Origin of the sequence: uncultured Streptococcus sp., assembly GCF_963516575.1 — a bacterium.
GTDB lineage: Bacteria > Bacillota > Bacilli > Lactobacillales > Streptococcaceae > Streptococcus.
Window position 1 is genome coordinate 1 of the sequence record NZ_CAUQCP010000049.1, and the last position, 13,331, is coordinate 13,331.

Sequence of the window (13,331 nt, forward strand, 5' to 3'; positions counted from 1 at the left end):
AGAATACCACTAATTTACTCAAAGAAATTTTTGAGCAGTTCAATCAATCTGAAGATATTGCATTACAATATGCTAAGACTTTAGTCAATTTGTCAGTTGAACAAGTAAATGTAGAAGAGAGAAAGAATACCACTAATTTACTCAAAGAAATTTTTGAGCAGTTCAATCAATCTGAAGACATTGCGCTACACTATGCTATGGCTTTATACAATCTTTCAAATAGACAAAATGATATCAAAGAACGTAAGGAATCCATATCAGAAATAGAAGCTTTAACCTTAAAGTTCCAAAATTCTGAAAAGATTGCTTTACGATATGCTATGGCTTTAGTCAATTTGTCAGCTGAACAAGTAAACGTAGAAGAACTGGGCAATACTATTCATTCAGTCAAACAAATTTTTGAACAGTTCAATCAGTCTGAAGACATTGCTTTACGATATGCTATGGCTTTAGTCAATTTTTCAGTTGAACAAGTAAATGTAGAAGAGAGAGGGAATACCGCTAATTCAGTCAAACAAATTTTTGAGCAGTTTAAACAGTCTGAAGACATTGCGTTACAATATGCTATGGCTTTAGTCAATTTGTCAGCTAAACAAATAAATGTAGAAGAGAGAAAGAATACCACTAATTTACTCAAAGAAATTTTTGAGCAGTTCAATCAGTCTGAAGACATTGCGTTACAATATGCTATGGCTTTATTCAATTTATCACTGAAACAAACCAACTTAGATAAATTGAATGATACGGTTTCTAAACTAAAGAAATTAGCTTATAATTTTGAAAAAAATGAAGAGATCACTTTATGCTACTCTGAAGCTCTTGCCGAAATTATCACTAAACAACAAAATGAAGGGGAAAAACTTGAAATTATAGATAAACTAAAAAGACTACACGATAGATTCGTACAATCTGAAGAAATTACTGTTCAATATCTTACAGCTCGGATGGATTTGGTAAAAAATAATCAAATAGACCAATCAAATCTCGTAAACGATATCTGTCAGTCCTTAGAGTCTATTCAGAGTATTAAAATTTTAAATATGCTCATCGAAATACTCGAAAACGAAAAACAATTTAAGCAAGATCAAGTTCAGATTTCCACTACTAATATCGTAAAAGCTTTGGATAAACTTTGTTTTGATTCATCTATTAAAGAAGGGAAAGATGAAAAAGAGAAAAATTTGCTTATTCGCACCTTAAAAATTGGTATCATCTCCGATACAAAATATGATATTTTAAAATCCTGGATAGAGCATTACAAGGAAAACTCAGAAAGAATCAATCAGTTAATTAAAATTTATTCGCTTGTCCAACAAATCAAGTATGAACTTGGATTAAAGACTGAAGACAAAAATAGAAAACTAAAATTTGGTCACTATACCTCAGGAAAAGCGCTCCAAAGCATATTAGGAAAAGAGGATAAAGCTCCATTCTCCGTCTCAGGAAAGACACGCCTAAATAACGCTAACTATATGAACGATCCTGAAGAAGGGGAAATTCTAGAAAACATTTTAAAATTAGAAAAACGTAATCCTTTGGATCCTAGTTCTTGGTTTTTAATGAGTTTCACTAGCAAAACAGATGATCTAGCCATGTGGTCACAATACGGAAATAACGCAGAGGGAGTCTGTATTGTACTAAATGAGAATGATTTTGCTCATTATCATTCACTTAGTGACCTTCCTTGGTATCAAAAAAACTCAGATAAACAAATCAGTCACAAAATGAATTCAAGCGTTGAAATTTCAAACGATATCTCTTCAAATGAATCCAACAAAGAGATGACGACTAGAGACAATGATAATACTCAAAATTCTGAAGACAAATATTCTACACCGAATACTAATCAGGATTATTTATATCGCGTAGCTTACGTTCATTACTCCGATGATCAATTCGACATAGAAAAAACTGAACTATTCACTAGTGAAGAAGTAACGCGACTAAAAGGATTGTTGGTAGATTTAAAATCAGAATTATGGGATTATAAAAATTCTGGGGACCCGTTCTATAAAAAAGCTATCGCTGACTGTATTGAAGAAATCCGCTACCTATTCAAATCGGTTGATTACAAGTATGAAGAAGAATTACGTATTTTACAATATGCTAACTTAAATTCTGATAACGACAAAATAAAAATTGATTATTCTCCTGAATTCGGTAAACTTTATCTTGAGCGAGAAGAAAATGTTCAAATCGGTGAAGTCATTTTTGGTCCCAAGTTTCCGAATCCTGAATACGTGACTCCTTTATTGAAACTTTTGGATAAGGATATTAAGTATAAAAAATCTACGATAAAATTTAGATAAAAATCTCCCCAAAATCCTCTAAACTTCTAGTTTTGGCTAGAAGTTTTTTATATATAAAAATTTTACACATTTCTCTTGACAGAGCTTTCTTTTAGATGTACAATGTATGTGTAGAAAAATTATATATAAAAATCTTACACATTGGAAAAGGAGGTTCCCCATGTACTTTCCAACATCCTCTGCCTTGATTGAATTTCTCATCTTGGCCGTACTGGAGCAGGATGATTCTTATGGTTATGAGATTAGCCAGACCATTAAGCTTATCGCTAATATCAAAGAATCTACACTCTATCCTATCCTAAAAAAATTGGAAGGCAATAGCTTTCTGACAACCTATTCTAGAGAGTTCCAAGGTCGCATGCGCAAATACTACTCCTTGACAAATGGTGGTATAGAACAGCTCGTGACCCTAAAAGATGAATGGGCACTCTATACAGACACCATCAATGGCATCATAGAAGGGAGTATCCGCCATGACAAGAACTGAATACCTGACTCAGCTAGAACTTTATCTCAAAAAACTACCTCAGGCTGACCAAATTGAAGCCATGGATTATTTCAGGGAACTCTTTGACGATGCTGGAGTCGAGGGAGAAGAAGAACTCATCGCTAGCTTGGGAACTCCTAAGGAAGCAGCCCACGAAGTTCTCTCCAATCTGCTCGATAAAAAAATCAATGAGGCACCCGCTCAAAAGAATAACCGACAAATTTTGCATATCGCCTTGTTAGCCCTACTTGCAGCACCCATCGGTATTCCTTTAGGAATCGCCATTCTCTTGGCTCTTTTCGCAATCCTTGTGGCCGCTTCGAGCGTCATCTTGGCTTTCTTTGCGGTTTCCATACTTGGTATCATCGGTGGATTCCTATTTTTAGTTGAAAGTTTCACTGTCTTAGCCCAAGCTAAATCAGCCTTTATCTTGATTTTCGGTTCTGGTTTACTAGCTATCGGTGCTTCTTCACTAGTCTTACTAGGTATTTCCTATGTAGCCCGCTTCTTCGGCCTACTCATTGTTCGCCTGGTGCAATTTGTTCTTAAAAAAGGAAAGAGAGGTGACCAGCATGCGTAAATTGACAAAAGGATTTCTCATTTTTGGTGTGGTGACTACCGTTATCGGATTTATCCTGCTCTTTGTAGGCATCCAATCTAACGGAATCAAGAGCCTACTTGCCATGTCTAAGGAACCTGTCTATGATAGTCGGATGGAAGAGCTGACCTTTGGCAAGGAAGTCGAAAACCTAGAAATTACGCTCTACCAACACGCGCTCACCATCACAGACTCTTTCGATGATCAAATCCACATTTCTTATCATCCATCTATTTCTGCTAACCATGATCTTGTCACCAATCAGAACGATAAAACGCTGAGCCTCACTGATAAGAAACTGTCTGAAACCCCATTTCTCTCTTCTGGAATTGGCGGGATTCTCCATATCGCAAGTAGCTACTCTAGTCGTTTTAATGAAGTTATTCTCCAAGTTCCAAAGGGAAGAAGTCTAAAAGGGATCAACATCTCAGCAAATCGCGGTCAAACCAGTATCACTAATGCTAGTCTTGAAAATGCGACCATCAATACCAATAATAGCTATCTCCTCCGAATTGAAGGAAGTCGTATCAAAAACAGTAAACTCACAACACCAAATATTATCAATATCTTTGATACAGACCTTACAGATAGTCAGCTAGAATCAACAGAACATCACATCCACGCTGAAAAAATCCAAATACACGGTAAGGTGGAATTGGTAGCAAAAACAAACCTAAACCTGCTACTTTCTGAAGAAGAAAAACAAAGAATCAACTTAGATCTTTCAACAAAACATGGTTCTATTCTTCATTTTCTAAGAGAAGGAAGACATTCATTTAGCAATAAAGAAAACAAAGATGAACGATTAAGCAATCCTTATAAAACAGAAAAAGCTGATGTGAAAGATCAACTCATAGCAAGGGCAGACCAGGATATCTATCTACTCAAAGCAGAGGAACACAAGTCTTCTTCTAGAAACCGTTGACAAAAGCGCTTACATCTGCTACTATGAAAGCATATTTATCTAACTAAAAAGGAGGTTCTACCATGAAACAAGAATGGTTTGAAAGTAATGATTTTGTAAAAACAACAAGCAAGAACAAGCCTGAAGAACAACCCAAAAATCTTGCAGACAAGGCTGAAGAAACGATAGTCGATCTCGATACACCAATTGAAAAAAATACTCAAGTAGAGGAGGAAGTCTCTCAAGCTGAAGTCGAACTTGAAAGCCAGCAAGAAGAGAAAATTGAAATGCCTGAAGACAGTGAATCGAGAACAGAAACAGAAGAAAAGAAAGCATTAGATTCTACTGAAGAAGAGCAAGATCTTCCTGAAGAAACAGAAAAAGTCACTATAGCTGAAGAGAAGCAAGAAGCTTTTCCTCAGCAAAAACCAACCACGAAAGAGCCCCTTCTTATCAGTCAATCCTTAGAAAGTCCTTATATTCCCGACCAAGCTCCAAAATCTACGGATAAATGGAAAGAGCATGCGCTTGATTTTTGGTCTTGGCTAGTGGAAGCAATCAAATCTCCTACAAGCAAGCTTGAAACAAGTAGCACACACAGTTATACAGCCTTCCTCTTGCTCATTCTGTTTTCTGCATCTTCCTTTTTCTTTAGTATCTACCACATCAAACATGCTTACTATGGACATATAGCAACGATGCATAATCACTTCCCTGAACAATTTGCTTCATTAAATCTCTTTTCGATTATCTCTATCCTAGTAGCAACAACACTCTTCTTCTTTTCATTCCTCTTGGGTAGTTTCGTTGTGAGACGATTTATCTACCAAGAAAAAGACTGGACGCTAGAAAAGGTTCTCCAACAGTATAGTCAACTCTTGGCAATTCCAATCTTCCTCACTGCTATTGCTAGTTTCTTCGCCTTCTTTGACAGCCTACGATTTACAGCCCTCTTGTGTGTGATTAGCATTGGAATCATTCTGCTTGCCAGTCTCCATATCATTACAAGACCAAGTCAAGCAAGTGAAACTGACTCCTTCTATCAATTATTCTTGTCTGTCCTTGTGAACGGAGTTATTATCCTCCTCTTCTTTGTAGCTGAAGTCTCACTGATTGGAGATTATCTTCGTATCTTAGCCTTTCTTTAAACTTCATACTCTTCGAAAATCTCTTCAAACCACGTCAGCTTCGCCTTACCGTAGATATATGTTCCTGACTTTGTCAGTCTTATCTACAACCTCAAAACAGTGTTTTGAGCAGCCTGCGGCTAGCTTCCTAGTTTGCTCTTTGATTTTCATTGAGTAGCAATCCTGTCATCTATGGCAGGATTTTTTATATATCAAAAAGCAAGTCGATTGACCTGCTTCTGCTTTACTCTTCTTGTGCTAATGTTTTAAAATCTTTGTCTAAGATGGGTTGAACTTCTATAGTTTAGTAGTATAATAACGTTGCTATGAAGTTCGTTATTCCAAATATTATGCAAACTAGGAGTCTCAATTTGATAAGAGTCCGCATCAATACCATAGCTTTTTAGTATATCTTCTATATCAAACAAAGACAGTCCTTGGTGCTTATTGTTATCAAATTGTAGACTATCTAAATGTTCTAATTTTGGGAAATAGTAAGAAATGATTGTCTTTACACAAGCCATTCCACAATCCAGCAAAGTTGCTTGTTTATAGTGACTAACCATTATTTTCTCCTTTTTCAACACTTATCTTACTATAACCATCAACTTCAATGACGCTATTCGAAGTTTGATTTGTCGTAGGAACCCTTAAAACTTCTCCTGTATTATTTGTATGTAAAGTATAGATTCCATCAAAGTCTTCAGGAACCGTAATAGATACATCGCCAACAAGAGTATCTACAAAAATTTTTTCGAAAGTCGCATTTTTCCCTAAGGAAATGGTTACATATAACTTGTCTTTCCCTTGTGAACTCAAAGCCAAATTAAAGCCATGTTGCGAAAATGGTAGATATAGACTATCTGAACTCATTTTAACGTTTTTAGATATATTATTCGCTGATTCCTCGGAAACTTTTCCTTCTATTTGAACACTTGTTTCATCTGCTTCACTCTTGACAACTTTAACATCAATTGCTTGCTTTGAACCATAAAACTCTAACGTTTTAATGCTTTTAGAAGAAAGAGCCCACGATTGTTTTACACTGATTGTCGTCTCTCCTCGTTTTAAGGTTAATAAAATTCCAGCCACTACAAACAGTAACAACAGCCCAATTACAATTCCTATTTTTTTCATCATTAGTACTCCTACTTAAATTCTTTTTTACTGAATACAACAAACGCAAGTACAATCACTGCTATACTTACCAATATAGGATAGCCTGCATTCGTAAGGGTAAATTGACTTACCCCAGGGGAAGCTTTCAAATTTAAAGTCATAAGTAAATAGTCTCTCACACTCTCACCAGAGTTTGGAAGGACATAAACCAATAGGTTATCAAACAGTAAAATATAGAGTATATAAATTATACTTGATTCATAAACCTTATCAAATATTTGAAAAATCAATAACGAGATACTGATAATAACCAAATAGTATGGTAGTTGATGTAAAAATGTCGAAACAATCAACACCAAGTCTCCCTCCAAATAGACAAGAGCTGTTAAACTATAAAAAATAGTTACATATAGGAAAGACAAACAAAAGGCTCCCAAAGTTTTATATAAAAATAACTTCCATCGTTGGTTTTCTTTTGTGAGCAGAATGTTAATCGTACGGAAACTATAATCTTCCCCCCAGAAAAATAAATTAGTAGAGATGAAAAGTAAAGGAATAAAACCACTCACATTTGAAATCAATACTCGAAATGCTGGTTCATCTTCATTCGATGTCTTAAAAAATAAGGAGAATAACAAAATCAATAATCCTATCAACAAACTAGGAAGTACTCCTCTTTTTTCCCAGTAAAATTTATACATATCTGCTTTAAGAGAACTCATGATTCTCCTCCTTTCTTAAATCATCAGATAATATTACTCAAATAGTAGTCCTCAAAGCGTTCCTTCTTAATATAAATATCCTGTATCACTAGATTTGAAGCAACACTATATTCCAAGATAACCATTAATTTTTCCTTTTCTGGCACAATCAGATAGTCATCCTGCTCAAAATGAACAATGCCCTCTTCTTTTAAAAACGTTTTTAGAATCTGATTATTACTCGTCTTAAGAAAGAGCTTTTCCGACAAATCATTTGCTAGCTCTTTTGAACTCATCACATTTAGAATCTTTCCTTTTTTCATGATAATATACTTATCTGTTATAAACTCTAACTCTGATAGGATATGGCTTGAAATTAAAAAGGTAACTCCCAACTGATCCCTTAAATTCAAAATCATTTTTCTTAAATCTGAAATTCCTTGAGGATCTAAACCATTCACTGGTTCATCTAGGATAATAAGCTCTGGATTATCCAAAAGGGCAATTGCTATCGATAATCTTTGCTTCATTCCAAGAGAATAATTTTTTACTTTTCTGTCCCATGATGTTTGGGGTAGGCGAACCAATTCCAACATTTTTATGATATCTGTCTTTAAACCAAATCTTGTTTTATAATATTGCAAGTGTTGACGTCCAGTCAAGTTTGGATAAAGGGCAGGTGACTCGATAATACTGCCAATCTTATGCTGAGAAACACTCTTGATTTCTCCCTTATCAGATTGAATTAGTCCTAGGAGAATTCTCATTAATGTTGTCTTTCCCGCACCATTTTCGCCGATAAGACCACATATTTCTCCTTGCTCAATATCAAAGGAAGCATTATGAAGAACCTGTTCTTTCCCATATGTTTTATCGATATTTTTAAGACTTAAAATCACACGATTCATAGTTTCTCTCCGTTCATTATATCCTTTGCTTTCATGAATTATCCTCCACCTCTGAAATTCCAAAATTCTTCACATCCGTTACTTCCTCAGGCAGAATTAAAACTCGCTCTTCGCCTGCATCTAAAATAGCTAGGCGAAAGATTTCGTTATTTAATGCTATCTCTACCAACTTTTGCGAAGTCGTGTTATTTCGAACTATCAGACTGTGGCGAGTTTGTGTAAACGTCTCTAGTAAGATACTAAGATTCCCCATCTCTTCCCTCCTAACCCAAATAACTCTCTTGACTTTTCATTGCATCTCTAGTTTAACGCTTTCAAAAATAAAAAAACATGACAAAAATGTCATGTTAGCTCTCCATTTCCTCAAAAGTTTTTAGATCTTTTTCTTTTTCTCCCAATATACGCGCTTCTAATACTTGGTCTCCAAATGCTTGAGCACAAATAATAGCTCTATCGTATAAGCGGATGGCTTTTTCCTTATCCCGTTTATGAAATAAGGTACACATTGCTTCAAGCATATCTACGATTGGTTTCTTTTGAAAATCCTGCGATAAAATCATCAGCCTATTCATCGCCTTAACATAAGGCTCAAAAGTGGAGTAAGATTTTTCCATCCATTGAACAGCTAGAGAATCGAGTACTGTTTGCTTTAACATATAAGCTGTCTCTAAATCTGATGCATTTGTTTCTCTTATAAGTTTTTTAGAAAGCATCCAAAATAGTTCATGATGATACTCAGTCGGTCTTGCCAAACATGAACCAAAGTATAATTTTATGAGAAGCAAATCATTCACCGAGTAATTTTTCCTTATCTTTACTTGCTCAAAATGCTCATCCAGCAAAGCATCGCCAAACCCTGCATCTTCACTTACAAAGACATCAAAATTGGCTTGTAAGGCACTAACTGCAATCTGCTCATCCTCAGGCAGACTGTCATAATAGTGTTCGTAAACTCTATCAAACAACTCTTCCTTAACTTGGATTCTATCATCATCTCCATAAGTTTGAAACTTAATGAGTTTATCCTTTAATATCAAGTACTCGGAGGGTAAAATCATATGATCCATATCTACTATATGTGAAATTGAACAGCCTAGTTTGTAAGCTATATACTCTACCTTGGATAAACTCGGGGAAGACTGGCCTGATTCAATCCGTGCTAATTGGCGCACCGTTATCTCGGTTTCATCATCACAAAGAGTTTCACGAGTGATATGTTTCATCTCTCGCAACATTCGGATTCTTTTACCTACTTCTATTTTTATATCCATTTATTTACTCTCCTGACAACTATTTCCATATAAAAGATAAATTCCCTGTATATATTTTACTATTTTCTATAGAGATAAGCAATATTTGAAATATATATAACTATCTTTGTGTTATGACATAAATTTCAGTTCAACTATTACTACACCTTAGCAATTCCAATCTTCCTCACTGCTATTGCTAGTTTCTTTTCCTTCTTTGACAGCCTACGATTTACAGCCCTCTTGTGTGTGATTAGCATTGGAATCATTCTGCTTGCCAGTCTCCATATCATTACAAGACCAAGTCAAGCAAGTGAAACCGACTCCTTCTATCAATTATTCTTGTCTGTCCTTGTCAACGGAGTCATTATCCTCCTCTTCTTTGTAGCTGAAGTGGCACTGATTGGAGATTATCTTCGTATCTTGGCCTTTCTTTAAAATTCATACTCTTCGAAAATCTCTTCAAACCACGTCAGCGTCGCCTTACCGTAGATATATGTTCCTGACTTTGTCAGTCTTATCTACAACCTCAAAACAGTGTTTTGAGCAGCCTGCGACTAGCTTCCTAGTTTGCTCTTTGATTTTCATTGAGTAGCAATCCTGTCATCCATGGCAGGATTTTTTCTATGTCAAAAAGCAAGTCGATTGACCTGCTTCTGATTTACTCTTCTTGTGCTAATGCTTTAAAATCTTTGTCTAAGATGGGTTGTACTTCTAATTGATTGGCATCTAGTTGGTGGTAAGATGCTGATGGTAGTGACTCTAGAAATTTTGCATAGTCCAAGCGAGCGATAGCTTCATAGTCTTCTGGTTTAGAGCCATCTCCTGTAATTTGAACCAAGTCAATCTCCCACTGAACTTCCTTATCCACCAATTGCTCCATATAGGCTACAGGAACAAACGGTTCTCTCGGCAAAACAGTCTTGACGCCTTGAGCCAGATGGTAAACACCGTGCACTTGGTCTTCTCCATCTTGATAGAAGGAAACTCTTGCAAAGTAGGCATCCGTCTCTTGAACCGCACGTACACGCGCTTCAAATTGAGCCAAGCCATCTTCCCCTAAAAAGCTTTTCAAATCCTCATGACTAAAGAAAACAGGATTAAAAATTCCTTGGCAAATCGTAAAGCGGGCTGCACTATCAGCGAGATGGGCTTGAATACTTGCTTGGAAATAAGCTTCAAAATCAAAACCATCTAGTCCTTCAATCTCAGTTCCTGTGTAAGCAAGCAAGGCAACTAAAAATGATTTGATAATTTCCCAATCTGTCTTCGTTAATAGGTCAGGAAGATCGATACGGTAAGCCTTTTGACCATCATCATAACTGACTTTAAAAAGAAATTGTGATTGCCCCACTATCGCACACTCGATATACTCGAGACGATTAAGAGGCTGACGGAGATAGACTGCATCATAGCTATGTGACTCCAAACCATCTACCAAGGCCAAGATAGACTTGGCAGTCAAAATTTCCTGTTCTCCTAAAATGCTCTGTTTATTTGGAATAAAAAATGTTTTCGTCATAACTGGACTCCTTTGAAATCGTTTACATATAGTATACCCTATTTTTCTGAAAGATACAAAAACAAACTTTATACTCTTCGAAAATCAAATTCAAACCGCGTCAGCTTCGCCTTGCCGTACTCAAGTACAGCCTGCGGCTAGCTTCCTAGTTTGCTCTTTGATTTTCATTTAGTATTAGATTTTTGAGTAAAAAGCATAGAAAAACAGCCCCTAAGGACTGTTTGATATTATACTGTAGCTACTTGATCCAAGCTTTCACCGATAGCGGCTAGGCGCTCGACAACTTCAGCTTGTGTCAATTCATTTTCTGAAACATAGCGGTTACGTGGGTGAACACGACACTCGTGTGAACATCCACGAAGGTACTTGTCTTCATTTTCTTCTGATGTCAAGATACGACGGTTACAGAATGGATTTCCACAGTTGACATAACGTTCACATGGTGTTCCATCAAACCAGTCTTTTCCTACGATAGTTGGATTGACATGGTTAACATCTACGGCAATACGCTCGTCAAAGACGTACATTTTCCCATCCCAAAGCTCGCCTTGGACTTCTGGGTCTTTACCGTAAGTTGCAATTCCTCCGTGCAATTGGCCAACATCTTTGTAGCCTTCACGGACCATCCAGCCTGAGAATTTCTCACAGCGAACGCCACCTGTACAGTAAACCACGACACGCTTGTCCATGAATTTTTCCTTGTTGTCACGGACCCATTGTGGCAACTCACGGAAGTTGCGGATATCTGGGCGGATAGCTCCACGGAAATGTCCTAGGTCGTACTCATAATCGTTACGTGTGTCAAGGACAACTGTATCTTCGTCAAGAAGGGCTTCTTTGAACTCTTTTGGAGACAAGTAAGCACCTGTTGTTTCAAGTGGGTTGATGTCGTTATCAAAGTCGTTGTCTTCCAAACCAAGGTGGACAATTTCTTTCTTGTAGCGAACAAACATCTTCTTGAAGGCTTGTTCATTTTCTTCGTCAATCTTGAACCAGAGATCTTCCATGCCTGGAAGGCTGTGAACGTAGTCCATGTATTTTTGAGTTGTTTCATAGTCACCTGAAACTGTTCCGTTAATTCCCTCGTCAGCGACTAGGATACGGCCTTTAAGGCCGATTGATTTACAGAAAGCCAAGTGGTCTGCAGCAAATTGCTCTGCATTTTCAATTGGAGTATAAAGGTAGTAAAGTAAGACACGAATATCTTTTGCCATAAGATTTGTTCTCTTTTCTATTCTTAAATTTTCAGAATTTTTCATCTAACAATACTAGTATACCTGCTTGAGAAAACGAATGCAATTTATTTGACTGGAAATTTTTAGAAAGCGACCTGTCCCTACACTTCTTCAGTAACCATAGCGAATAGCTGATAATTCTCTCAATTTTTTGATCTGCTCAGCTTGACTTTTTGACAAAGTCAGCTTATTGTCAATCAACACACGTGAGATGTCAACATTCATTTGGCTCAATATAAATGGAGTAGAGGTCCCATCGTCCTCTAATCGTCTTTTATAACTCACTAACAGATTTTTCAAGAGAGTCAGTTGAGGCACATCCTTTATATCTTCCAGTAGATAGTCAATGATCGCCATCGCTTCACAACGCCTTTCTCTTCCTCCAGCAAACCACTTTAATGGTGTCATACTCATTTACCTCCTTAAATTGAAAAACGTTCCTTCCTAGCTCTCATGCTAATATTTTACCCAAACACCCTATGTAAAAAAGTCAGCAAAAATGGTAATGTCGCGAAAATATTATTAATCACATGCACCGCATAGGAAGGATAAATGCTCTTGGTATAGCGGGTCAAACTAGCAAAGATGATGCCAGATGTTGCAAAGACGAAGATATCTAACAAACTAGGCAGGCTTGAAAAATGAGGAAGAGCAAATAAAATTGACGGAAGAAGCAAATCAAGGCCAAATCTAGAATGCTTAAAGAAGGCGTGTTGCAGTAATCCTCTATAAATCAGCTCTTCCATAAGTGGAGTCAGAAAGAACAGGGTTATATAGATACCTAGCTCAGCAAAGTTGGTCTCACTATAACCGATCAATACGGCCCAACCTTCAGCAGTTGACTGAACATGTTTAGCTGTCTGAACGTTAAAAGAGATCTGGAGAACTACCACTAGTACTGTCAAAATCGAATACCAAAGCCATTTTTTTCTTGGAATGTGAAAGAGATAACCGTGCCCTGTCTTAACCAGAATCCAAATCATGACTCCGCTAAATAGTAAACTCAAGATATTTTGAATCCAGACGAAATTGCCAATCTGGGAAGAAAATTGCCAATAATTTTGAACAATAAGCGTCAGCTGAGAAAGACCAAATACGAAAAATAAGTAAGAGAAGACTCAATGTCATTAAGTTAGTGGTCTAACTACTTTAATAGGAGGCGTGATTGAGA

General features: G+C 36.7%; 14 protein-coding genes and 2 pseudogenes. 6 read left to right on the forward strand and 10 right to left on the reverse strand.

Features of this window, described 5'->3' with window-relative positions; genetic code table 11:
• The 5 genes from RWM06_RS08225 to RWM06_RS08245 all read left to right on the forward strand — a co-directional run.
• Positions 1-2,309 (forward strand): DUF2971 domain-containing protein (locus RWM06_RS08225; protein ID WP_313970778.1); only part of this gene is annotated, 2,309 nt, incomplete at its 5' end.
• 160 nt (positions 2,310-2,469) lie between these two features.
• Positions 2,470-2,796 (forward strand): PadR family transcriptional regulator, encoded by a 327-nt coding sequence (locus RWM06_RS08230; protein ID WP_000273858.1) that lies wholly within the window; start codon positions 2,470-2,472, stop codon positions 2,794-2,796.
• Positions 2,783-3,376, forward strand: coding sequence for a DUF1700 domain-containing protein (locus tag RWM06_RS08235; protein ID WP_061425789.1), 594 nt, complete (start codon positions 2,783-2,785; stop codon positions 3,374-3,376). Before RWM06_RS08230 ends, RWM06_RS08235 begins: the two co-directional genes overlap by 14 nt.
• Entirely contained in the window at positions 3,369-4,319 is a 951-nt protein-coding gene (locus RWM06_RS08240; RefSeq protein WP_313970779.1) for a DUF4097 family beta strand repeat-containing protein, read from the forward strand. Before RWM06_RS08235 ends, RWM06_RS08240 begins: the two co-directional genes overlap by 8 nt.
• Before the next feature lie 62 nt (positions 4,320-4,381).
• Positions 4,382-5,446 (forward strand): DUF6574 domain-containing protein, encoded by a 1,065-nt coding sequence (locus RWM06_RS08245; RefSeq protein ID WP_313970780.1) that lies wholly within the window; start codon positions 4,382-4,384, stop codon positions 5,444-5,446.
• Between the two features lie 245 nt (positions 5,447-5,691).
• Here the strand turns inward: RWM06_RS08245 and RWM06_RS08250 are convergent, their stop codons facing one another.
• The 6 genes from RWM06_RS08250 to RWM06_RS08275 form a co-directional block, all read right to left on the reverse strand.
• Positions 5,692-5,991, reverse strand: a complete 300-nt coding sequence (locus RWM06_RS08250; RefSeq protein WP_313970781.1) for a cysteine peptidase family C39 domain-containing protein — start codon at positions 5,989-5,991, stop codon at positions 5,692-5,694.
• Entirely contained in the window at positions 5,984-6,565 is a 582-nt protein-coding gene (locus RWM06_RS08255) for a hypothetical protein (protein WP_313970782.1), read from the reverse strand. Before RWM06_RS08255 ends, RWM06_RS08250 begins: the two co-directional genes overlap by 8 nt.
• A gap of 8 nt (positions 6,566-6,573) precedes the next feature.
• Complete coding sequence (locus tag RWM06_RS08260; protein WP_313970783.1) at positions 6,574-7,266, reverse strand: ABC transporter permease; 693 nt, start codon at positions 7,264-7,266, stop codon at positions 6,574-6,576.
• 23 nt (positions 7,267-7,289) lie between these two features.
• Positions 7,290-8,153, reverse strand: coding sequence for an ATP-binding cassette domain-containing protein (locus RWM06_RS08265; protein ID WP_033684472.1), 864 nt, complete (start codon positions 8,151-8,153; stop codon positions 7,290-7,292).
• Positions 8,154-8,184: 31 nt separating this feature from the next.
• Positions 8,185-8,406, reverse strand: coding sequence for a hypothetical protein (locus RWM06_RS08270; protein WP_033684473.1), 222 nt, complete (start codon positions 8,404-8,406; stop codon positions 8,185-8,187).
• Positions 8,407-8,500: 94 nt separating this feature from the next.
• Positions 8,501-9,424: a helix-turn-helix domain-containing protein gene (locus RWM06_RS08275; protein WP_313970784.1), complete on the reverse strand. Its 924-nt coding sequence runs from the start codon at positions 9,422-9,424 to the stop codon at positions 8,501-8,503.
• A 135-nt stretch (positions 9,425-9,559) separates the two neighbouring features.
• On the opposite strand from RWM06_RS08275, the pseudogene RWM06_RS08280 reads away from it, so the two are divergent.
• Positions 9,560-9,841: pseudogene (locus RWM06_RS08280) on the forward strand (DUF6574 domain-containing protein); the annotation flags it as partial.
• A 223-nt stretch (positions 9,842-10,064) separates the two neighbouring features.
• Here RWM06_RS08280 and RWM06_RS08285 read toward each other — a convergent pair.
• From RWM06_RS08285 to RWM06_RS08300, 4 genes and pseudogenes are all read right to left on the reverse strand, one after another.
• Positions 10,065-10,925, reverse strand: a complete 861-nt coding sequence (locus tag RWM06_RS08285) for a DUF4299 family protein (protein ID WP_313970785.1) — start codon at positions 10,923-10,925, stop codon at positions 10,065-10,067.
• A gap of 227 nt (positions 10,926-11,152) precedes the next feature.
• Positions 11,153-12,139, reverse strand: a complete 987-nt coding sequence (locus RWM06_RS08290) for a rhodanese-related sulfurtransferase (protein WP_001030013.1) — start codon at positions 12,137-12,139, stop codon at positions 11,153-11,155.
• A 132-nt stretch (positions 12,140-12,271) separates the two neighbouring features.
• Positions 12,272-12,568, reverse strand: coding sequence for a bacteriocin immunity protein (locus RWM06_RS08295; protein ID WP_313970786.1), 297 nt, complete (start codon positions 12,566-12,568; stop codon positions 12,272-12,274).
• 56 nt (positions 12,569-12,624) lie between these two features.
• Positions 12,625-13,278 (reverse strand): annotated as a pseudogene (locus tag RWM06_RS08300) (lysostaphin resistance A-like protein); the annotation flags it as partial.
• Positions 13,279-13,331: the final 53 nt, after the last annotated feature.

Bases quoted from the DNA above. Each gene is read 5' to 3' on its own strand.
- RWM06_RS08255 (WP_313970782.1), bottom strand. From the start codon at position 6,565: ATGATGAAAAAAATAGGAATTGTAATTGGGCTGTTGTTACTGTTTGTA.
- RWM06_RS08290 (WP_001030013.1), bottom strand. From the start codon at position 12,139: ATGGCAAAAGATATTCGTGTCTTACTTTACTACCTTTATACTCCAATT.
- RWM06_RS08235 (WP_061425789.1), top strand. From the start codon at position 2,783: ATGACAAGAACTGAATACCTGACTCAGCTAGAACTTTATCTCAAAAAA.
- RWM06_RS08240 (WP_313970779.1), top strand. From the start codon at position 3,369: ATGCGTAAATTGACAAAAGGATTTCTCATTTTTGGTGTGGTGACTACC.
- RWM06_RS08285 (WP_313970785.1), bottom strand. From the start codon at position 10,925: ATGACGAAAACATTTTTTATTCCAAATAAACAGAGCATTTTAGGAGAA.
- RWM06_RS08250 (WP_313970781.1), bottom strand. From the start codon at position 5,991: ATGGTTAGTCACTATAAACAAGCAACTTTGCTGGATTGTGGAATGGCT.
- RWM06_RS08270 (WP_033684473.1), bottom strand. From the start codon at position 8,406: ATGGGGAATCTTAGTATCTTACTAGAGACGTTTACACAAACTCGCCAC.
- RWM06_RS08265 (WP_033684472.1), bottom strand. From the start codon at position 8,153: ATGAATCGTGTGATTTTAAGTCTTAAAAATATCGATAAAACATATGGG.
- RWM06_RS08295 (WP_313970786.1), bottom strand. From the start codon at position 12,568: ATGACACCATTAAAGTGGTTTGCTGGAGGAAGAGAAAGGCGTTGTGAA.
- RWM06_RS08230 (WP_000273858.1), top strand. From the start codon at position 2,470: ATGTACTTTCCAACATCCTCTGCCTTGATTGAATTTCTCATCTTGGCC.
- RWM06_RS08275 (WP_313970784.1), bottom strand. From the start codon at position 9,424: ATGGATATAAAAATAGAAGTAGGTAAAAGAATCCGAATGTTGCGAGAG.
- RWM06_RS08260 (WP_313970783.1), bottom strand. From the start codon at position 7,266: ATGAGTTCTCTTAAAGCAGATATGTATAAATTTTACTGGGAAAAAAGA.
- RWM06_RS08245 (WP_313970780.1), top strand. From the start codon at position 4,382: ATGAAACAAGAATGGTTTGAAAGTAATGATTTTGTAAAAACAACAAGC.